17 protein-coding genes and 1 pseudogene are annotated in these 20,565 nt (G+C 42.5%); 9 read left to right on the forward strand and 9 right to left on the reverse strand.

Annotation, left to right across the window (positions count from 1 at the left end; all coding sequences use genetic code 11):
- Window positions 1-6 precede the first annotated feature (6 nt).
- Window positions 7-3,045 (reverse strand): inverse autotransporter beta domain-containing protein, encoded by a 3,039-nt coding sequence (locus AACS92_RS20675; protein WP_099109412.1) that lies wholly within the window; start codon window positions 3,043-3,045, stop codon window positions 7-9.
- Between the two features lie 898 nt (window positions 3,046-3,943).
- Here AACS92_RS20675 and AACS92_RS20680 point away from each other — a divergent pair.
- The 4 genes from AACS92_RS20680 (at window position 3,944) to AACS92_RS20695 (ending at window position 8,110) form a co-directional block, all read left to right on the forward strand.
- Window positions 3,944-4,915 carry an HlyD family secretion protein gene (locus AACS92_RS20680; RefSeq protein WP_099109413.1) on the forward strand — a complete coding sequence of 324 codons (972 nt, stop codon included), beginning with the start codon at window positions 3,944-3,946 and terminating at the stop codon, window positions 4,913-4,915.
- A 12-nt stretch (window positions 4,916-4,927) separates the two neighbouring features.
- A complete protein-coding gene (locus AACS92_RS20685) occupies window positions 4,928-6,133 on the forward strand; it encodes an ABC transporter permease (protein WP_099109414.1) in 1,206 nt (401 codons plus the stop codon).
- Window positions 6,134-6,149: 16 nt separating this feature from the next.
- Entirely contained in the window at window positions 6,150-7,307 is a 1,158-nt protein-coding gene (locus AACS92_RS20690; protein ID WP_099109415.1) for an ABC transporter permease, read from the forward strand.
- 299 nt (window positions 7,308-7,606) lie between these two features.
- On the forward strand, window positions 7,607-8,110 hold the full coding sequence (locus AACS92_RS20695; protein WP_099109416.1) for a GNAT family N-acetyltransferase: 504 nt from the start codon (window positions 7,607-7,609) through the stop codon (window positions 8,108-8,110).
- A 57-nt stretch (window positions 8,111-8,167) separates the two neighbouring features.
- On the opposite strand, the gene AACS92_RS20700 is transcribed toward AACS92_RS20695, so the two are convergent.
- Window positions 8,168-8,455: a GIY-YIG nuclease family protein gene (locus AACS92_RS20700; protein ID WP_141554487.1), complete on the reverse strand. Its 288-nt coding sequence runs from the start codon at window positions 8,453-8,455 to the stop codon at window positions 8,168-8,170.
- A gap of 270 nt (window positions 8,456-8,725) precedes the next feature.
- On the opposite strand from AACS92_RS20700, the gene bhsA reads away from it, so the two are divergent.
- Window positions 8,726-8,977, forward strand: coding sequence for a multiple stress resistance protein BhsA (bhsA, locus tag AACS92_RS20705; RefSeq protein ID WP_099109417.1), 252 nt, complete (start codon window positions 8,726-8,728; stop codon window positions 8,975-8,977).
- Between the two features lie 112 nt (window positions 8,978-9,089).
- The gene (locus tag AACS92_RS20710; protein ID WP_169926586.1) at window positions 9,090-9,521 is read left to right on the forward strand and encodes a YhbP family protein; all 432 of its coding nucleotides are present in this window, start codon (window positions 9,090-9,092) and stop codon (window positions 9,519-9,521) included.
- Between the two features lie 2 nt (window positions 9,522-9,523).
- Here AACS92_RS20710 and nrdG read toward each other — a convergent pair whose 3' ends face one another.
- From nrdG to pyrI, 4 genes are all read right to left on the reverse strand, one after another.
- Window positions 9,524-9,988: an anaerobic ribonucleoside-triphosphate reductase-activating protein gene (nrdG, locus tag AACS92_RS20715; RefSeq protein WP_099109427.1), complete on the reverse strand. Its 465-nt coding sequence runs from the start codon at window positions 9,986-9,988 to the stop codon at window positions 9,524-9,526.
- A gap of 4 nt (window positions 9,989-9,992) precedes the next feature.
- Window positions 9,993-12,035: an anaerobic ribonucleoside-triphosphate reductase gene (nrdD, locus tag AACS92_RS20720; RefSeq protein ID WP_099109418.1), complete on the reverse strand. Its 2,043-nt coding sequence runs from the start codon at window positions 12,033-12,035 to the stop codon at window positions 9,993-9,995.
- 180 nt (window positions 12,036-12,215) lie between these two features.
- Entirely contained in the window at window positions 12,216-12,602 is a 387-nt protein-coding gene (gene ridA, locus AACS92_RS20725; RefSeq protein ID WP_086955166.1) for a 2-iminobutanoate/2-iminopropanoate deaminase, read from the reverse strand.
- A gap of 211 nt (window positions 12,603-12,813) precedes the next feature.
- Complete coding sequence (gene pyrI / locus AACS92_RS20730; RefSeq protein WP_099109419.1) at window positions 12,814-13,290, reverse strand: aspartate carbamoyltransferase regulatory subunit; 477 nt, start codon at window positions 13,288-13,290, stop codon at window positions 12,814-12,816.
- A gap of 300 nt (window positions 13,291-13,590) precedes the next feature.
- Here pyrI and AACS92_RS20735 point away from each other — a divergent pair, with 300 nt between their 5' ends.
- Both AACS92_RS20735 and AACS92_RS20740 read left to right on the forward strand, forming a co-directional pair.
- On the forward strand, window positions 13,591-14,319 hold the full coding sequence (locus AACS92_RS20735; protein WP_193756898.1) for a M15 family metallopeptidase: 729 nt from the start codon (window positions 13,591-13,593) through the stop codon (window positions 14,317-14,319).
- Window positions 14,320-14,360: 41 nt separating this feature from the next.
- Complete coding sequence (locus AACS92_RS20740; RefSeq protein ID WP_099109421.1) at window positions 14,361-15,578, forward strand: DUF819 family protein; 1,218 nt, start codon at window positions 14,361-14,363, stop codon at window positions 15,576-15,578.
- A gap of 21 nt (window positions 15,579-15,599) precedes the next feature.
- On the opposite strand, the gene AACS92_RS20745 is transcribed toward AACS92_RS20740, so the two are convergent.
- Window positions 15,600-16,073 carry a DUF2867 domain-containing protein gene (locus tag AACS92_RS20745; RefSeq protein ID WP_193756899.1) on the reverse strand — a complete coding sequence of 158 codons (474 nt, stop codon included), beginning with the start codon at window positions 16,071-16,073 and terminating at the stop codon, window positions 15,600-15,602.
- 360 nt (window positions 16,074-16,433) lie between these two features.
- Between AACS92_RS20745 and AACS92_RS20750 the strand changes: the two genes are divergently transcribed.
- The gene (locus AACS92_RS20750; RefSeq protein WP_099109423.1) at window positions 16,434-18,752 is read left to right on the forward strand and encodes an FdhF/YdeP family oxidoreductase; all 2,319 of its coding nucleotides are present in this window, start codon (window positions 16,434-16,436) and stop codon (window positions 18,750-18,752) included.
- Between the two features lie 82 nt (window positions 18,753-18,834).
- Here the strand turns inward: AACS92_RS20750 and AACS92_RS20755 are convergent, their stop codons facing one another.
- Both AACS92_RS20755 and AACS92_RS20760 read right to left on the reverse strand, forming a co-directional pair.
- Entirely contained in the window at window positions 18,835-19,752 is a 918-nt protein-coding gene (locus AACS92_RS20755) for a bestrophin family protein (protein ID WP_099109424.1), read from the reverse strand.
- A 173-nt stretch (window positions 19,753-19,925) separates the two neighbouring features.
- A pseudogene (locus AACS92_RS20760) lies at window positions 19,926-20,565 on the reverse strand (S1 family peptidase); the annotation flags it as partial.

Raw genomic sequence — 20,565 nt, forward strand, 5'->3', positions numbered from 1 at the left:
GAAGGATTATATACAGATAACGTAATCGGTCACTGTTTCGTTGATAACATGCGCTGTTCCGTCATCAATATTGACGGCATAATGGGCTTTTTTGCCGTCGTCATCTATTCCTGAAGTTGAAGAGCGATAAGAACGGAATTGTGGCCATCCGTACAGATCATGCATTTCATTCTTCTGGTGGATTTGGTACAGATTGAGTAGATCTTCTTTTGTCGGTAATTCTTTATGTATTTTATGGCAATACCACATGGCTCCCCGATAAATACGGCGCGGCCAGTGTTCACCATTTTCGGTGTATGTAGTCATTCCATGCATCCCCATAGCATCCAATTCTGCTTGTAGCAGAGGTCGGCTAAAGACACGTCCATTCGCCCCTGTCGCTGTATCGGCCATATGTCCCCAGAAATTCGCATATTGAGAATCAGGACTGGTTGCAACGGTAAAGATGACATTCTCAGTTTGCGGTGCTGAAACTCCATACCCTGCTACTTGTAACGTTGTTTTGACACCCAGACCATGTGGATCAGTGAGGGGAAGGGATAATGTGCCATTATCACCAGTGACTCCCTGGTAGTGACCGGCATTACCATTGACTTGTAGTGTTACCGCCTGATGAATGTTCTGACGATTCAGTGCCTCAGTGGTTTTTACCTCTACCGGCACATTTCTTACGGGGTGACCGTGATTGAATGTCTGTACACTCAGAGTAATTGTTTCGCCTTTTTTAGCTTTGCCAGTATTGGCGGTGACTTTCAGATTATCTGCAATGCCCTTGATTTTGCCGCCTTCTGTACCGCCATAGGTATAATTACCCTGTTCCTGGCCCATACTGGTATCAATCGTTTTTGTGTTTCCAGTAATATGAAGCCCGTTTTGTGCCTGAACAACGAGTGCCTTGACTCTGCCTGCATCTTCCAGTGTCAGTGTATAAGCGGGGATTTTACCTGATTCAGTAATTGTTGAGCCTTTAGTAATATCAACATTTCCTTTATCTCCCCACTCATAGCGCGACTTGTCTGTACTTTCGCCATTATTGGCATTGAAGGTATAGGTCGCTTTAAGCGTATGGCCCATTTCCAGTCGGCCAGACATTCTGACATCTTTAATGATGGGTTTATCAGGATGGAAGAACGTGATTTTTATTGGTGTGAAATTCAGCTTTTTGAATTTAGCAGTTACTGTCAGTACACCTATTTTTTCTCCAGCAGTGAGTAATGCTTCATAGGTGCCCGGTTGAGTTTCTTTGATTTTTCCAATCGTTGGTGCTTCGCCTTCTCCACTTAATTCGCTGCTGACGAATTTGAGATCTTCGGCAGAATCAGGAATCGGGTTGCCATTGCCATCTTTTAGCATCAGTTTAAGGGTGGTGCTGGAATGACCATCGGCGGACAGCTCGTGATCTCTTGCTGTGAATGTCGATTTATCAACACTTGCCTCTGCTTGTAGCACCTGAATCTGAGTCTCTGCCCGTTTGGAAGCATTATCGTGTTCATCATAAGCAATCGCGCTTATGGTATAAGCATTGTTACCACTATGGTGATACTTAGGTAGTGTCAGCAGGTAAAGCTTGTCACTTTGGCGTTCAATTTTACCGCCATTGGCGAGTAGGTTTGCTGCATCCCACTGAATCGTTTTCAATCCATACTTGCTGTTTACACTAATATGAATCGGTTTTATTTCACCGGCATGACCGGAAATCAGGCTATCTAATGTCAGGCGGATAACTTCACGTTTACGGTATTCCAGAACGATTTGGTTATTACGATCAACGAGATCATATCGGCTACCCTGTAGAGTATGACTGAAACCAACGGCATCAGGATTAGTTTGTTTTGACCACGGAGTGCCGATTTCATAATTCATTTCTAAATTGAACTGCGTATCTCCATTGCCGGACATATCCTGTTTGCGGTCGATACCAAAAGTCAGTAGTGGGATAGGGGTATAGTTAATGCCAGCGGTAAACGCAGCCGGGTTTTTCCCGCGGTGATCTTTATTTATTAATCCGACTTCATGGCCGAAATATTGTTCATATACCAGCTTACCACCAAACTGCGGCAGAGCGGGGATATAACCCTGTGCTCTCAGATCGAACCCATTAGCAGGACGCTCATCATAATCTTTCAGGAAGCGTGATTCTCTCCAGTTACTTAAACGTAAATAGCCGTTCATTCCTAGTTTCAGATAATTGCGAGTATATTCTGCACCGAGGCCAAACCGGGTATTATTTCCGGTAAAATCGTGATCCAGAAAAGCGTTATATCCCAACATCCAGCCATCAAAAAATTGTCGTTGCCCGACTCCGAAATTAATGGTGTTGCGTTTATCAATACGACGTAGGCCAAACTGAGTAAAATTCATTTTACTCTCGCTATCATACAGAGGCAGCAGCATATCAAGCTGACTGCCATCCAGGTGACCGCGTCGATCAATATTAGCCTGTACCCGTGCTGTACCGTAATGTCCCAACCAATTCTGGAGTTGTTGATTGGCTTCGCCTACAGCCAGATTACTTAACTGATTAATTGCGCTGTTGCCTACGTTATCGCTGCTCAGTATTTCTCCGATGCGAGTGGCGGAATTTGCCAGAGAGCTGCCGGTATCATCGGTTTCGGGGAACTGCCCTGATTCCATCTGTCCGGATTCAACCGGCCTTGATACAAATTGTGCCGATGAAAAGTAATTGAAGGGTAAATACTTATTAGGACGAGGTTTGGGAACGTTAATCTCATCACCTGCGTTAAGTTCTGAAAATGGCTTATGGAAAGCGCGTAACTGATTTATTTCTTTAAGTTGATCAATAGTGAAACTATAGCGTTTAGCAATTGTGTAAATAGTTTCTCCTGGTTTCAGGATATAAGACTCTGTCGGTATTGCTATCAAAGGAGCATATTGAGAAGTCGTCGGTGTTTCAGCCATGGCGATAGTGGGAGCAAATGCGCCAGCCAGTGGAAACGAAAACTGGGCGATAATGTTTACCCAGGCTACTCGTTTCAGCACAGCTTGCTGATTTTTTACCCACGGCTCATCAAGTTTTTTATACATAAATATTAGACCTGTAACAGTAAAAGCGTCAGGTGATGACGGTATAAAAGAATGGCAAAGTGGCATTGCCTTATTTAAGGCACCACAAATGAGCTAGCAAAAATTCTGCTAGACAATTAACGCATGGATTATTTATCTGGAATAAATAATATATGTGGTTTTTTATTCCAGCATAAATTTATTTTTTGGTCAACACTACTTTCTATATTAGTCGTTTAAAATAAAAAAAGAGAGCTAGAAATAGAATAATTAAGAAGTAATTTATACCTGTCTCATTATTTTTCAACACTATGATTTTATTGATTATATCAATTGATTCATAGCGTTGCAGAGTGCTTATTTACATGATGGGAAATTATCTGATGAAGGAATGAAATAATTCTAAATATAATGAAGTTTTTGACAATTAAATATCTATTGCTAATTATTACTGGTTTTTGTTTTCATTTTCATTTTATTAAGTATTGCTACTTTGATTTATTATCGAAATGTATTTAGATGCAAAGCAAATAAGAGCGATTCTTTTATTTATAATAAAATATTAATTAATAAATTAATTTTAATTATAAAAAGTATTAAGTAAGGCAATTCGACTCTGAAAATTGATTAATTTCCTTCCATGCCGCCCCTAAAAATTGATTAGGTATATAATGTTATAAATGATTGAGCAAAGTATTTAACTTTTGTCAATGATGAAGCGCACGAATTTCTAAAAAGGATTTGTGAAAATAGTGTCACACTAGGCAACTAATCGTCATTCGATAAGAAACAGATCATAGAGATTAAGGGTTAAAACGACAAATTAAGACCATGTTGTTGCATGGGTTCAGTTAAACTTAATGCCGTAAATCTCCGACGAGTTTTGTTCGGGTAGTATGTTTGGAGCTTACAAAACATAATGAAGAAAAGAACACTTTTCACAATATTGCTGATTATTTTTCTGACAGCAATGGCTGTACTCTTTCGTTCACATCATCAGGATTTATTGTTACAGGGAGAAGTTGACGCTCCTGAAGTGATCATTACGTCCAAAGCATCCGGACGTGTAGCTGCGCTTCACGTTAGGAGAGGTGACGATGTTAAAGCAGGGCAATTGCTGATTAGTCTTGATGGCCCTGAATTGGCTGCAAAAGTTGCCGCTGCTCAGGCAGCCCGTGATCAGGCCAAAGCAAAACTCGATTTATCCATCAGTGGTACACGGGAAGAGAATATCCGCAGTCTGGAGGCTGCATTTTTGCAGGCAGAATTTGGCTATAAAAATGCAAAGCGTGAATTTGAGCGGCTGAGCAATATTTCAGTCAAAGGCTATTCATCTGCCAGTGAACTGGATAATGCCCGAAATGCCCGCGATATCGCCTATCAGAAAATGTTGGCAGCGAAAGCAGATCTGGACGCGGGAAAAAATGGCGATCGTATTGAACTGAGGCAACAGTATCAGGCTGCACTGAATGAAGCGGAAGAAAAATTACAGGAATTAAAAATTCAGAGTAATGATTTACAGGTAACAGCCCCTGTTGCTGGTGAAATCGGGCCACTTCCGGCAGAAGTCGGTCAGCTTTTTAATGCCGGCAGCCCACTGGCAACCCTCGTACGTATTCCCGAAACCTACTTCGTCTATAACCTGCGTGAAGATATTCTGGCGAAAGTTCGCAAAGGTGACAAAGTTAAACTGCGTGTACCGGCGCTGGATAACAAAGAGATTGAGGCAGAAGTGCGTTATATCGCGCCAATGGGAGATTACGCGACAAAACGTGCAACCCGCGCGACAGGGGACTTCGACCTGAGAACATTTGAAGTACGTTTATACCCATCACAACCGATTGATGGTCTGCGCCCCGGTATGAGTGCGTTATGGCTCTGGGGTCGCTAAGGTGGCAGGCTGATGAACAAAAAAGGTGGATGGTTTGGTGTTAAGTGGAGCAGCTTTGGATGCAATAGTTTTAGATGGCATGCTCATGAATGGAATATCTTTAAGCAGGCCTTTAATAAGGAACTGAAGGTTGCATCTCGTAGCCCGGTTTTTCACTGGCTGAGTTGGTTGTTTCCGTTGTTGCTGTTTATCTTAATCAGTGCCACCTTTTCGGAAGGGACGCTGTTAAACCTGCCTGTTTCAGCAGTGGATAATGATCACAGTTCCTTATCACGATCGTTGATCCGTAATCTGAATGCAGCACCCCATGCAAATATCAAAACTTATGATGGTGGTCTGGCTGAGTCCTTAGAGCGTCTGGGCAGCGCAGAGGATTATGCTCTGCTCTATCTTCCCTTTGATCTTGAAAAAGATGCGCTGAGTGGGAAACAGCCAACGGTGAGGATGTATTACAATGCGCTGTTTTATGGTGCAGGTCGTTATGCATCTGTGGATTTTAGTGGGCTGATGGCAGAAACGAATGCTAAATATCGTAGTGTCATCGCATCTGAAATTGGCCGTCAACTCCCTCCGCTTGCCAGAGCGACCATGTCTTATGACAGTCTGTTCAATGCCAGTGGCAGTTATATTTACTACCAGCAATTTGCTGCAACCATCCACTTATTACAGCTTTTTGTTGTAACCGGTACGATTTATACCATGGCGAGAGGTAAACATCTCCTGAGCGAAAAATCATTTGTACCGGCTTTAATAGGGAAACTGGCTCCGCATACATTGATTTTCACTCTGTTGCTGATGGTAGAAATTATGGCGCTGGTGGCATTTTCTGATGCCAAAGTTGCAGGTAACCCGCTCTATATGCCTGTGGTTGGGTTTTTCTATGTGATCGCGGCTCAAAGTATTGGCCTGTTACTGTTTACTTTTACCAACAGTGCAATAACGGCTTATACCCTTATTGGGATGCTGGTGAGTATCGCAATGTCGTTTTCCGGTATGGTTATGCCTGAATTATCAATGGTGTGGCCAGCAAGACTTATTTCAAATCTGGAACCGTTAACCCATGCTTTAAATGCTATGTTCGATATTTTTTTACGGGAAGTGTCATTAAAAATCATCGTCTACGTTTGCATGTTACTGGCAATTTACCCTTTGGTTTGTGCCTTACTGGTTCGCAATCGCCTGTGGAAACGGCTTAGTCAGTCTGGGGAGAGCCTATAATGCGGGAAGTCGGAAAATGAATAACTGGAAAATGTACTGGCAGACTTTCCGTACGGTATTGTTGTCAATGTTGGAAAAACCCATGTGGCTGATGTTGATTGTTTCTCTGTGCGTCATGAGTCTGGTTTACGTTAAACCCACATTATGGGATCTGCCCGTCGCGGTTATTGATCAGGATAACAGCCATATGAGTCGTGCATTGATCCGTCACGTTGATGCGACAGCAAAAGTAGAAACCAAAAATTATGCCAGTCTCGAGGATGCCCGTGCTGACATGCTGCATCGGGAAATATTTGCCATTATCATTATCCCGACAGATTTCGAGAAGCGTCTTTTAGGCGGGAACAATGTGACAGTTCCGGTTTATGGTGATGCGACTAACCGTCTGGCTAACGGGGAGATTCAACAGGATTTAATACTGGCTTATCAAAAGTTACTATCAGAATACAATACAAAATTACTTTTGAAGTCGGGGTTCAGCACAGAACAGGTGAAGGTTCTGTTACAGCCAATTAAAGGAGAAACAGTCGGATTATTTAATCCTGGGGTGAGTTATGCCGCCATTGTCTTCCCCGGATTATTAGTCATGCTTTTGCAGCACTCCCTACTGATAGCCAGTGTACGTGTCAGCATCGCTATACGTGAAACCCCCAAAGGCAAGCCCCCGCTACCTGTCTATCTGGGAGCGCTGTCCGCACTGTTGCCTATCTGGTTGTTTTTATCTGTCATCTTTTTTGTGCTATGGCCGTGGGTACTGGGATACAGGCAGGATGCGCCAGTCTATCAATTGTTGTTGATGACTTTTCCATTCCTGCTGGCGGTACTGGGGCTGGGCAAACTGGTTACAGAGTGCTTACGCAGTGTGGAAATGATTTATCTGACACTGGCGTTTATTACCACTCCGGTGTTCTATATTTCCGGCACAACCTGGCCCATACAGGCAATGCCAGATTGGGTAAGGGCAATCTCATCCGCTTTACCATCCACATGGGCAACTAAAATTATTGCGGGTATAAACCAAATGAATATGCCTCTGCAAAGTATGCTGGGGGATATTGCGATGATCTTACTCCTTGGTGTTATCTATATGATCCTGGGGATCTTGGTTGGGATGCTACGTAATGGTGAATTACGGGAGCTGAGAGGATTTATGAAACACCTGAGAAGGAAATAATAATAATCTCGAATTATCGTCAGAGAGATAGTGAAAATATATTGATTTGGGGCAGGTTCCGTGTAAAGGTTTCAGATGCTGATTTACTGCATCTCAATGTCAGTTTTTATGACGGATTTTTGAGATAGCATCAGGAAATATCACAGTATTTTGGCAGAATAACAAATTCCTTTTTATGAAAAAGGAACTGGCTTGTATTAGGTTAAATCCACTCTCCATTTTGATTTGTTATAGTTAGCTGAATTTATCAAAATGGAACAGAAAGAGGGCGCTGATCAGCACGATCGCGCGTTATCGTCATGTTAATCAGGGTCGAAATTCCGGTTGATGCTATGGGGATTGATCGCTTGTTGCGGGAATCCTTTGAGACATCGGCAGAAGCTGAGTTAGTCCACAAGCTAAGAGAAGATGGCTTGTTGACACTGGGTGTTGTTGCGACTGACGATGAAGGTCACGTGATTGGCTATGTTGGTTTTACACCGGTTGATGTCAATGGACAGGATCATAACTGGGTTGGGTTAGCGCCATTGGCGGTGGCCGAATCGTACCGTCGTCAGGGGATTGGCGAGAAGCTGGTGTATGAAGGCTTGGACAGCCTGAATGAATTCGGCTATGGGGCAGTGGTTGTACTTGGTGAGCCTGAATATTATCAGAGATTTGGTTTCAGGCCCGCTGAAGAGTATCAACTACATTGCCAATGGTCTGGCTGTGAACGATATTTTCAGGTTTACACTCTGGCAGATGTCTCTCTGGATGATTGCCATGGTCTGGTCACGTATCCCCGTCATTTTGCTGACGTATGACATGTTACCGGTATTCTGATGGCAGCATGTAAGTGAACAAAACTCAGTTAACAGAACCTATGATAGGTAGGTAACTATACAGACAGGCTGGGCAGTCACCAGCCTTTCTTTTTGCTGCTTACTCAGTTGTTTTACCCGATATTCCAGTCTTAAAGCCGTACTCCTGTCTGGCATTGCGCTGTGATAGACCAACGTTAATGGCCCTTTTCCTTTCAGCGCTTTTGCTCCTTTTCCGGCTGTATGCTGAGCCAGACGGCGAGAAACATCTGTCGTAATTCCAGTATATAATGAACCATTCCGCGTTTTTATCAGGTAAAGATACCAATCAGATTCTTTAATATTCATTATTTTTCTTAAGTTATTTCCAATGTATCAATCACAATAAAAATTAATACATTGTTTGTCTATCATCCTAATGATTATATTTCTACAATTATAACTTATGGATTATATTAAATTATATGTCTATTCACCGTAGGTGATCATTTTTTCAATTCAAAATTATTGAATAAGAATAGCAGTAATTGCTAATTATCATTTTTCTGATAAGCGTATAAATTGATCCGCATCACAAAGGGTAACTCCTATATTTACAAGTAGTCAGAGGATTTAAAGATGAAAAATGTGAAATTTATTGCTGCCGTGTTGTCATTAAGTGCTATTTCATTTGGTTCATTTGCAGCAACTGAGGTCAAAAGTGCTGCTGGAGAGAAAATTGGTGTGGTTTCTGTAGCAGGAGCGGAAACCCTGGATAGCCTGACTGAGGCATTATCCAAAAAAGCTGATAAAGCTGGAGCACAATCTTTCCGTATTATTTCTGCAACCGGCAAAAATAAATTGTATGGTGTTGCTGAAATCTATAAATAACTTATAGTTATCCCAGACTATACTTATTTATTAGATAAATATCAGAACACGTCACTGGAAGCTATCTAACGTGTTCTGATTAAAAGGCAGAAATATAACGGTATATAAATAGATGGAATCGGATAAAGAAAAATTAATAATATCTCAGTATATTGCCAATCAACATGTCTTCACACTTTGTACTTCTTCACCTCAGGATCTCTGGTGTGCCAGTTGTTTTTATCTCTTTGACGCTGAAAAAATGGTTCTTTGGTTTATGACCGAAGCTGATACGCGTCACGGTAAAATAATGCAGGAAAATGCCATCGTTGCGGGAACGATTGCAGATCAAACGCACAATATTTCTCAGATCAGAGGTATTCAGTTTCGTGGTGAGGTGGTTGCGCTGACAGGTAAAGATGAAACCATTGCCAGAGCGGCTTATTGCCACCAGTTTCCTGTTGCGATAACGGCAAAAACACCTATTTGGCAATTGAACCTGAATGAGATCAAAATGGTGGATAATTCGTTTGGTTTTGGCAAAAAATTATACTGGCAGCGTTAATCTCAGCGCAGATAGTGAATCACCTGATTACGGCTGCCCCGCCAGATCAGCATCGGCTCTTGTTGCTCCTGTTCAAATTTCCCGTCAACTAATACATTAATATGGCTGACAATCTCCTGCTGAAGTTCATTTAATTCGTTGAGAACATAGCCTGTCCATAGCCAGATATCTTTATCCGGGCACTCTGTTTTGACCCGTTTGACCAACCTGAGAATCGCTGCTGTGTTATCGGGATGAAGTGGATCGCCACCGGATAATGATAGCCCTTGTCGCCTGATACGATGATCATTCAGATCAGCGATGAGCTGATTTTCAACTGCCAGAGTAAAAGGACGACCGGAATCAGTCCGCCACGTTGTCTGGTTATAGCAGCCACGACACTGATGGGAGCAACCCGCGACAAACAGAGTGCAGCGGGTTCCGGGGCCGTTGACCACATCGACTGGATAATATTGATGGTAATTCATGGTATTAGCCAATATTCCCATTATTGAGATGTTTAATGCGGCGTTTTACCTCTTCCTGTTTACCCGTATTAAATGGGCGGGCATCAGGGCTGCCAAGATATCCGCAAACCCGTCTTATCACGGAAACCTGAGCTGAATCATGATTACCACAAGCAGGGCAGGTAAAGCCTTTACTGGTACAGGAAAATTCTCCGGTAAAACCGCATTGATAGCATTCATCAATCGGGGTATTGGTTCCATAATAAGGAACCCGGGAATAACTGTAATCCCACACATCTTCCAGTGCCTTTAAATTATGTTGTAGGTTGGGATATTCGCCGTAGCAGATAAAACCGCCATTCGCTAACGGAGGGTATGGTGCTTCAAAATCCAGTTTATCGTAAGGATTGACCTTCTTCTCTACATCCAGATGGAAGCTGTTTGTGTAATAGCCTTTATCTGTAACTCCACTGATTACTCCGAACTCAGCGACATCAAGACGACAAAAACGGTCACATAAACTCTCGCTTGGCGTACTGTATAAGCTGAAGCCATAGCCGGTTTGCTGTTTCCATTCATCGATGGCTTTACGCAGATGTTCAACGATAGCGAGTGCTTTTTGGCGGCGCTGTTCATTATCAAATAGATGAGTATGGTCACCATATAATGCATTAATCGTTTCATGGATACCGATATACCCTAACGAAATAGAAGCCCGCCCATGTTTGAAGATTTCGGCAATGCTGTCATCTTCTTTTAGCCTTACTCCACAGGCTCCTTCCATATAGAGAATAGGGGCGACCCGTGCTTTGGTACTTTCCAGCCGCTCAATGCGCGTCATTAATGCTTTTCTGGCAACCAGCAAGCGTTGATCTAATAACTGCCAGAAGCGCATTTCATCACCCTTTGCTTCAATTGCAATGCGGGGAAGATTCAGGCTGATAACGCCTAAATTATTGCGCCCGGCATGAATCTGCTGACTATCCTCTTCATAAACGCCCAGAAAACTTCGGCAACCCATCGGGGTTTTGAATGAGCCGGTGACTTTTATCACCTGATCGTAATTAAGAATATCGGGATACATACGCTTGCTGGCACATTCCAGCGCCAATAATTTGATGTCATAGTTGGGATCACCAAACCGGTGATTCAGCCCATCACGAATGGCAAAAACCAGTTTCGGGAATACTGCCGTTTTGCGGTTTTTACCCAGACCAGCGAGTCGATTACGTAAAATAGCCGTCTGAATTAAACGGGATTCTTTTGATGTACCCAGCCCAAATCCGAATGTCACAAACGGCGTTTGCCCATTGGCGGTATGCAGCGTATTCACTTCATATTCCAGAGACTGGAACGCGTCGTAACATTCTTTTTCCGTGCGGGCTTCTGCGTAAGCTTTCTTATCTGTGATTTGCCACTCTTCAGCAATAATCAGGTGCTTGTGATAGCTGGCTTTAACAAAGGGAGCAAGCACTTCATCAATGCGGTCAATGGTTGTGCCGCCATAAATATGACTGGCGACCTGAGCAATAATTTGGGCTGTGACGGCAGTCGCTGTGGAGATAGACTTTGGCGGCTCAATCTCGGCATTTCCCATTTTAAAGCCGTGGGTCAGCATCCCTTCTAAATCGACCAACATGCAGTTAAACATCGGGAAAAATGGAGCATAATCTAGATCATGGTAGTGAATTTCGCCTTTCTCATGTGCCAGAACAACATCACTCGGCAGCATATGCTGTTTGGCATACTGTCTGGCAACGATCCCCGCCAACAAATCACGCTGAGTAGGGATCACTCTGGCATCTTTATTCGCGTTTTCATTGAGTAAAGGCAGGTCGCTTTGTTCGAGCAGACCGCGTATTTCCTGATCCAGACGATCATGCCATCCGTGGAGAGTATTTTCCTCGGCGTTAACCAGATGGTCATTACGCTGCATCACAACCGTTTTCACAATAGAATTCCTCAGTATGTTATCCACCAGATAAATCGTAACGACTATTGCTGTGCCTATCACAATGACAGTTGCATAATGGCTAGTTTTTAACTTTATGTGGATAACCTTGTGCATAAGCACTATATGTAGTGGTTATTTTATATTTAAGCACAATATGTGGAGTATTGAAGCGAATATACCGCTCAATAAATTGATCTGAGACAAAGAAAGGGGAAGTTGTTCCACAAAGAGATATACACAAAAAAGAGCAACCAACCCCAATATTGAGCCTATCAGGGTTGATAACGCTATGAATTAGCTACGTACTGCAATCGCTTCGATTTCGATTTTTACATCTTTTGGCAGACGCGCCACTTCAACACATGAACGAGCAGGGAATGGCGCGTTATGTTCAGTGAAGAACGCTTCATAAGCAGCATTTACAACAGTGAAGTCATTCAGGTCTTTAACAAATACAGTTGTTTTCACAATATTGGCAACTTTCAGGCCAGATTGCTCAATGATGGCTTTAACGTTTTCCAGTGACTGGCGAGTTTGCGCAGTAATATCTTCAGAAACAGCACCTGTTTTTGGATCAACAGGGATTTGACCGGAAGTAATAACCATGCTGCCCAGATCAACACCCTGAACATAAGGGCCGATTGCGGCTGGTGCATTTTCGGTATGAATGGAACGTGACATTAGGGGAACTCCTGTTTAACGTCAGAATTAAAGATACCCGTCGTCTTTCAAGTTGCCTCTTTGTTGGCTGCACTCGCGCACCCCAGTCGCATAGTTATCTATGCTCAGGGGATTTTCTCTTTTGCCGCCGCGATACAACTCGAAATCCATAGGGTATATGTTGAGAAGGCTTTATTATAGTGTCACTCGGCTTGGCATCAACTGCGGGATCTTAATCGTTGTTGATAACAGCCTGACGATCAAACTCTTTCTCACAGTACTTACAGCGAACGATAACATCATTTGCCGTTTCCATCACATGGAAGCTGCTTTCTACAGGCTCATTATGGCTGATACAGTTACCATTAGGGCAGACAAGGATACCGTCAATCTGTTCTGGCAGGTTGATTGGCATTTTCTTCACAACAACATAATTTTCAATGTTATTGACGGTTGCATGTGGTGCATACATAGCGAGCTGGTTTGCCTGCTGGGCTGTCAGGAAGGTATTTTCGAGTTTGATCAGATCTTTCTTCCCTAAGTGATTGGAAGGCAAATTCAGGCCAATAGTAATACGCTGATCAGTTTCTGTGAGTTTGAAGAGAGACAATAATTTAAAACCGATCTGAGCCGGAATATGGTCGATAACTGTGCCGCATTTAATGGCTTCTACTTGCAACTGATGGTCTTGTGGATGCTCTTGAGTCATGTTGTGTTGTGAATACCGTCTGGTATTCTTCCTCCGAATATTAGGGGATACCGCCACATATTTTGTCATATAAGATTTGGCATTGCATCTTGTGTAACCGACACAATTTTAAATGGTATTTAACCGGTTCAACAGAAAGAAAATTAAAATTTGATAGCTTTTAACTTTGTTGCTAGTCTGTAAATACCTTGTTATTTTCAAATAAATTAAATTAATGATTAAAGTCTCTTTTATTTAACTAATTAATAAAGTTTATTTAAATATAACTAAGTGAAAACAAAAAAGAATATGAAGGTTAATATGCTGCATTCTTTTACTGAGCGTAAAATTAGTACAAAAAAGCTTTTTGACTGGGAAAGCATTAATAAAATATCTATTAATGAATGTCATGAACCTTTAGAAATTATTTATGAAACGGATAAAATAAAACTGAAACCGGTTTATTTTCTTGCTGGTATCAATGGTGCTGTTGAATATTGTGCATTAAGAAAAAGCGTGGCTGAAAAATTAATACAGGCTTCACAATTATTACCTTCTCATTTAGGGCTTTTAGTTTTGGATGGGTGGCGTTCACGAGAAACTCAGCTTGCATTGCAGGAGAAAACACAGGCTACCATTGCGCAGCAGTACAGCTACTTATCCATTGAAGAACAAAAAGAATTGCTGGAGCAGTTTGTGGCACCGGCCCCGACTGAGCAAAATCCGGTGAGTCCTCATCTGACAGGGGGTTCAGTGGATGTGACGCTGTTTGATATTGCCTCCGGTACCGCATTGTTTATGGGCACAGAATTTGATGAAGTAGATGATCTGTCTTACACCGCAGCCTTAGAACAAGCATCGGATACAAACATGCCGGCAGTATTATACCGTCGGATATTGCATCACATTATGGTTCAGGCTGGCTTTACTAACCTGCCGACTGAATGGTGGCATTACGATTATGGTAATGCTTTATGGGCATTCTATAAAAATGCTCAGGCTGTTTATGGTGCAGTGGAAGGCATCAGGGGATCAGACAGCACAATATAGAATATTATCGGTCTGAACATAATAAGAGGTTAAATTACATAATGAAAAATACCTTAATTGACGCTGATAATTCATTAATGCTGTGGGCTTTTATTATGATTGCGGTAGCGGCTGCAATTATGCTGGAGCAAAAATATAAATGGGCCACTAAAATACCGGGCGCTGTTATTGCTCTGGTCATCGCTATTTTTGCTTCTAACTTACATATTATTCCGACCGAAGCTCCCGCTTATGATGTTGTCTGGGAATATATTGTCCCTTTAGCCATTCCGCTACTGTTATTTAAAACCAATTTACATAATCTGATTACCGGCAGTTGGCGGTTATTTATATTATTTTTGATTTCCTCTGTCGCGACGATGATTGGCACAGTTGTTGCCTTTCATTTACTCAGAGGATATATCCCAGAGCTGGATAAAATCAGTGGGATGATGTCTGCATCTTATACGGGGGGTGGGGTCAACTTTGCCGCAATGGCAGCCAAATTAGCACCATCTGAAAGTATGACGGCATCCACTATTGTTGCTGACCATATGATGATGGCCGCTTATTTTATTATCCTGATGTTCATATCCGGCTGGTCAGTGGCAAGGAAATTCTGGGGAAGCCCTTATTCTGATGCGATTGACAATAATCCTGAACTGGATAAATCGCGGACTTTAGCTGCTGCTTACTGGAAACCAAAAAATATTGCTCTGAAAGATATTGCTTTGGCACTGGCATGGTCAATTTTTATTGTGGCGCTGTCATTCCATCTTTCATCATGGTTAAAGGCGTTGTTCGGGCAGCCTGACAGCATCTATCAGGAACTGGTTTTCAGTTTGATATCAGATAAATATCTACTTCTTACTACAGTGACATTTATTCTGGTATCGATATTTAAAAAAACATTCAGCAATCTTAATGGCACGCAGGAATTAGGTACTTACGCTATTTATATGTTTTTTGTTGTTATCGGCATACCGGCTTCTGTCCACGCTATTATCAGTAATGCACCATTGCTGTTTGTCTTTGTTTTTATTATTGCCATGATTAACCTGTTGATCACTTTCTCAGCAGGGAAAATATTTAAATTCAGTCTGGAAGAAAATATTCTTGCCTGTAATGCCAATATTGGCGGGCCAACCACAGCGGCGGCAATGGCAATCAGCCGTGGCTGGAATTCCTTGGTCGGGCCGATTATGGTCATTGGTACAGTTGGTTATGTTATTGGTAATTATGTCGGCACGTTTGTTTATTTTGTGGTGGAGAATATGTGATAACCGATGAAATTCAGTCTGTCAGGAAAGTGTCATCTTCCTGAGCATACGGTTCACAATAATACGGTGTGCAAGAGCTACCGGGATCATATACATTTTCCCAAAAAAATTATGGGTAATAACGGATGCTGTGACAGTGACTTTATAGCCTTTTCCCTGATTATCATTTGATAAAACGTTCAGGGAAACTAGAACGGTTAAGTGTATATCTTCTGATAACAGACATAATTCATCATCATTGATATGGATAATCTTAAAAAAATCAACAGAGCTTCCTTCACGCACATTTTCTTCTGAATGCCCGCCAGAGAACCCATTGATTTTTTCAACACCTGCGAGACTTGATATTTTATCTCTTATTGCAAAAGACAAACGTATCCATAATGGTGTTTTCTTTGTCATTTCATTATAAACAGTCAGGGCAGTGGCTTTATTTTTAATAAAAGTATTTTGCTGGCTGTAATAGTCTAATTTATCTTTTTTATTTAAAAGCAAAAAACCAAAATCATCACGGTAGTACATATGACACCAATTTATTATTTTTCCTAATATACACTTCGTCTTTCAACTTTCCCCTTTGATAAAGTATAAAAAATGCTCACAATTGAATTAAAAATGAACAATACTTTATCTTGCTAACGTCTTATCATTGCATTTATTTTCACCAACTCAAATATGCCATCTGACAATGTGATATCCATCACATGGCAGGTTACAGTATCAACAGGAAGATAATTCGGTTTTCTCGTTGTATAAGAACGGAATAAGTATCACAATAAATCTGTTCGGCGTTCCTGATTCATCTGCCAATCCGTGGCCAATTCTTTGACCACCAGGTTAAAAATAGAGATTGTTATGAAATTCAAATCAAAAATAAAACCCTATCACGCCGCGGCGGGAGGTTGGGGGTCATTGGAGGCAACAACACGTTTTGTCTTTGATAGTAAACAAGTATTAAAGAATATGGTTAATCTGATGCGCATGAACAAACCCAGAGGCTTTGACTGCCCGGGATGTGCATGGGGTGATGATAACAAAAGCCTTTTCAGCTTTTGTGAAAATGGCGCGAAAGCAGTTACTTGGGAAGCCACCCGGCGTTATGTAGACCGGGAGTTTTTTGCCACACATAGTGTTAGCAAACTCTACGAACAAAGCGATTACTTTCTGGAATATCAAGGGCGCGTTATTGAACCGATGCGCTATAACCATGAGACAGATCACTATGAGCCTATTAGCTGGGAGCAGGCTTTTTCTTTGATCGCCAGACACATTAATAGAATGGAAAACCCGAACCAACTGGAGCTGTATACTTCCGGTCGGGCCAGTAATGAAGCCTCATGGCTGTATCAGCTATTTGGCCGGGTACTGGGGACGAATAACTTTCCTGATTGCTCAAATATGTGTCATGAAGCCAGCGGTTACGGGTTACTGAAAAGTCTGGGAGTGGGTAAAGGAACGATTCGTCTGAATGATTTTGATCATGCAGATGCCATTTTTGTCTTTGGGCAGAATCCCGGTACAAACCACCCACGGATGCTGCATAGCCTGCGGCACGCGGCAGAGCACGGAGCCAGAATTGTCACCTTCAATACATTGCGTGAACGCGGCTTAGAGCGTTTTGCTGATCCACAAAAACCCCTCGAAATTGTTACTCCAATGGCAGGCAATATCAGCCACCGTTATTATCAGCCTAAATTAGGCGGAGATATGGCTGCTGTGCGGGGGATGGTCAAAGCGTTGTTGGAAGTTAATAACGCTCGTATAGCTGCCGGAGCAGCGGGTATTTTTGCTCAAGACTTTATTTCGGCTCATACCGAAGGTGTGGAGGCTTATTTACAGGAAGTGGCTGCCACTCAATGGTCATTTATAGAGGAACAATCAGGTCTGACGCAACAACAGCTACGTGAAGCTGCGGATGTTTATCTGCATGCTGAACGTGTGATTTGCACTTGGGCAATGGGTATTACTCAGCATAAACACTCTATTGATACAGTTCGTGAGATCACAAACCTGCAATTACTGTTTGGTCAGTTAGGTAAACCTGGTGCTGGAGTGTGTCCGGTGCGTGGTCACAGTAACGTACAAGGAAACCGGACGATGGGGATTAATGAGCAACCGTCTCAGGCTTTCCTTGATAGTCTGGCAAATCACTTTGGTTTTGAACCTCCCCGCGCTCATGGTCATAATGTGGTGAAAGCGCTGGAAGCGATGCTGCGTGATGAAGTGAAAGTACTGATTGCGTTGGGTGGAAATCTCGCTGCTGCTGCGCCGGACAGCCCACGTACAGAAGAAGCACTTCGACATTGTGATTTGACTGTTCATATCAGTACAAAATTAAATCGGAGTCATCTTGTTACCGGTAAAAAAGATGCTCTTATCCTACCGGCACTGGGGCGTACAGAACAGGATATTCAGCTCAGTGGTGCGCAGTTTGTTACGGTAGAAGATTCTTTCAGCATGGTGCACGCCTCCGAAGGGATAAACAAACCACTATTTGATACACAGCGTTCTGAAACGGCAATTGTTGCGGGCATTGCTAATGCGGTTTTAGGCAATACGCCAGCAATTAACTGGCTGGAATTAGCCGGAGATTACAACAAAATCCGTGATCACATTAGCGCAACTATTCCCGGTTTTGCTGACTTTAATAAAAAATGTGAACATCCAGGCGGCTTCTATCTTGGTAATGCGGCGGCAGAGTTGCGCTTTCAGACCCCGAGTAAAAAAGCTGAATTTAGTCATGCACCATTGCCAGACACACTGTTTCCCCAAATTGCTGGAGAAGACGTTCCCTTTGCTTTGCAAACCTTGCGCTCCCATGATCAATACAATACAACCATCTATGGTTTAGACGACCGCTATCGTGGCGTTTATGGTCAACGGGAAGTCTTGTTTATGAACCCGGAAGATATTGCTCAGTTGGGTTATCAGGAGGGCGATCTGGTCGATATTGAGACAATCTGGCATGACGGCATTGAGCGCAAAGTCTATGGATTTAAATTAGTCCCTTACACTATTCCGCGCGGTAATCTGGCCGCTTATTACCCTGAAACCAATCCGTTAGTACCGATGGACAGCTTTGGTCATGGTACAGGTACACCCACATCCAAATCTGTTCCGGTGAAGTTATCGCTGACTGCATTGAAGGATTCAGAATCTCAGCGCCTCATATAATATATTGATTCAGGCTCGTTTTTTGGGAAAGACATTAAAACCGAGCCTGCTGTTCGGCCTTGAATCAAATGAAGGTAAATAATCAGAGCAGATTGAATTTTTCATTAGGTTGCAATAAAGCCGGTAATGGCGTCTGGTCATTCATTTCCATCAGATGGCGTTCAATGACGGTACAAATGGCATTGAGAGGTAAATCATTGGGTGAAGTTCCGAATGGATCTTCTAATTCTTCAGCTAACGCATCCCATGATAAGAAAGCATAAGAAATAAACACCGAAACAAATGGTGTCATATAGTGTAAATCGGTAACCAGAGCAAAAGGCAATAGGGTACAGAAGAGATAAACCGTTCGCTGGAGTATCAGTGTATAGGCGAAAGGTACGGGAGTACCGGCGATACGTTCACAGCCACCCAGAATATGGGAAAGCTCATTGAGGTTCTTATCCATCATTTCATAGGTAATATCACTTAATAAACCCCTTTTCCTCCACTCACCGAGAAGAAGGCTCATTTTCAGCAATAACCGATTAGTTGGTATTGGGCTGCGAATAATTTCAGCATATATTTCTGCGGGCAGAAGGCGATATAAATCTTCTTTTGGATCAGTGCCACGCAACTGATGTTTTAAACTCCAGCTAAATGCGATAAGTAAAACAGAAAATTGTTGATGTAACTGAGTTTCATCTGGCTGAATACTCTTAATCTGGCGTAACAACGAGCGTTGAGTAATCAATAACGATCCCCAAAGTGCTCTGGCCTCGACAAAACGGCTGTAGCTGGTGTTATTGCGAAAACCGAGAAAAATGGCGATAGCGATCCCCAGCAGGCTAAACGGGGCGACGGTCAAATGAATACCAAGGTGTTCATACCACTGATAACTCACAACTGCGATGATAGACATGAGTATATTCAGCATTAAACGGAAGGTGATTTTTGATAAGACTGAGCCATGCCAGTCAAATAGACGAAAGAACCAGTGTTGGTTAGGACGGATGATCATGGTGAATACAAACTTTTATAATTATTAACTAACTAAATAAGACCATCCTAATACTATTGTAATTACAGCTCCAGAATTTCACATTTTTTCTTAGTCTGAGGTTAAAAAAACGCCTCCTATCAGGAGGCGCTATGCCGTAGTTCATTGCGTTCAAATCTCCTTAGATAGGAGGCTTAATATTTAGAATGGTGGTTAAAATGTAAGTCGATTAATGAAGAAGCGCCATTCGCTGGCTGGATTTTATAGGATACCTGTGCCGTAGAGTGCAGTTCATGGCTGATAAACTGTTCCGCCGATACCGTGAATTTTCCCTTTCCGAATAGGTAAGGCCCGCAGGACCATTTGCCGGATGCAGTAACGGTGGTATCACACGCTTTATTATTACCGTTTTTGCCTATATGTATTTGGGCGCCGGGTTCGCCTATTCCGGCAATGTTAAAAGGTTTCCGGTGGAATTCAGCATTCTGTTTAGGCGCAGTGATACTGATTCGGATTTGGGTGATCTCATATTGGCGTGAAACTTCCGAAGTTCTTTTATAATGGATTGTGGTCAGATCTTTTGAGTGGAGTTCTTGATATTGGGCTGCATAAAGGGAGAATATCCCTGCCTGTTTTGCTGTCATGACTGGGTTATTTGGGCATACCCATTTACCGTTGGCATCCACTTTGGTCTGACAAATCAGTGTGCCAGATGAAGGCGGTAGGACGGTTTCCTTTGGCGGTAGCAGCGATTTTGAACTGGCGATAAGGATCAGTTGGCCGGGAGTACCTTCTCCTTGAATGGATATACCGCTATTTACCCGGTAGTGAGCG

The sequence above is a fragment of the Xenorhabdus sp. KJ12.1 genome, assembly GCF_963876495.1.
Taxonomy (GTDB): Bacteria; Pseudomonadota; Gammaproteobacteria; order Enterobacterales; family Enterobacteriaceae; genus Xenorhabdus; species Xenorhabdus stockiae.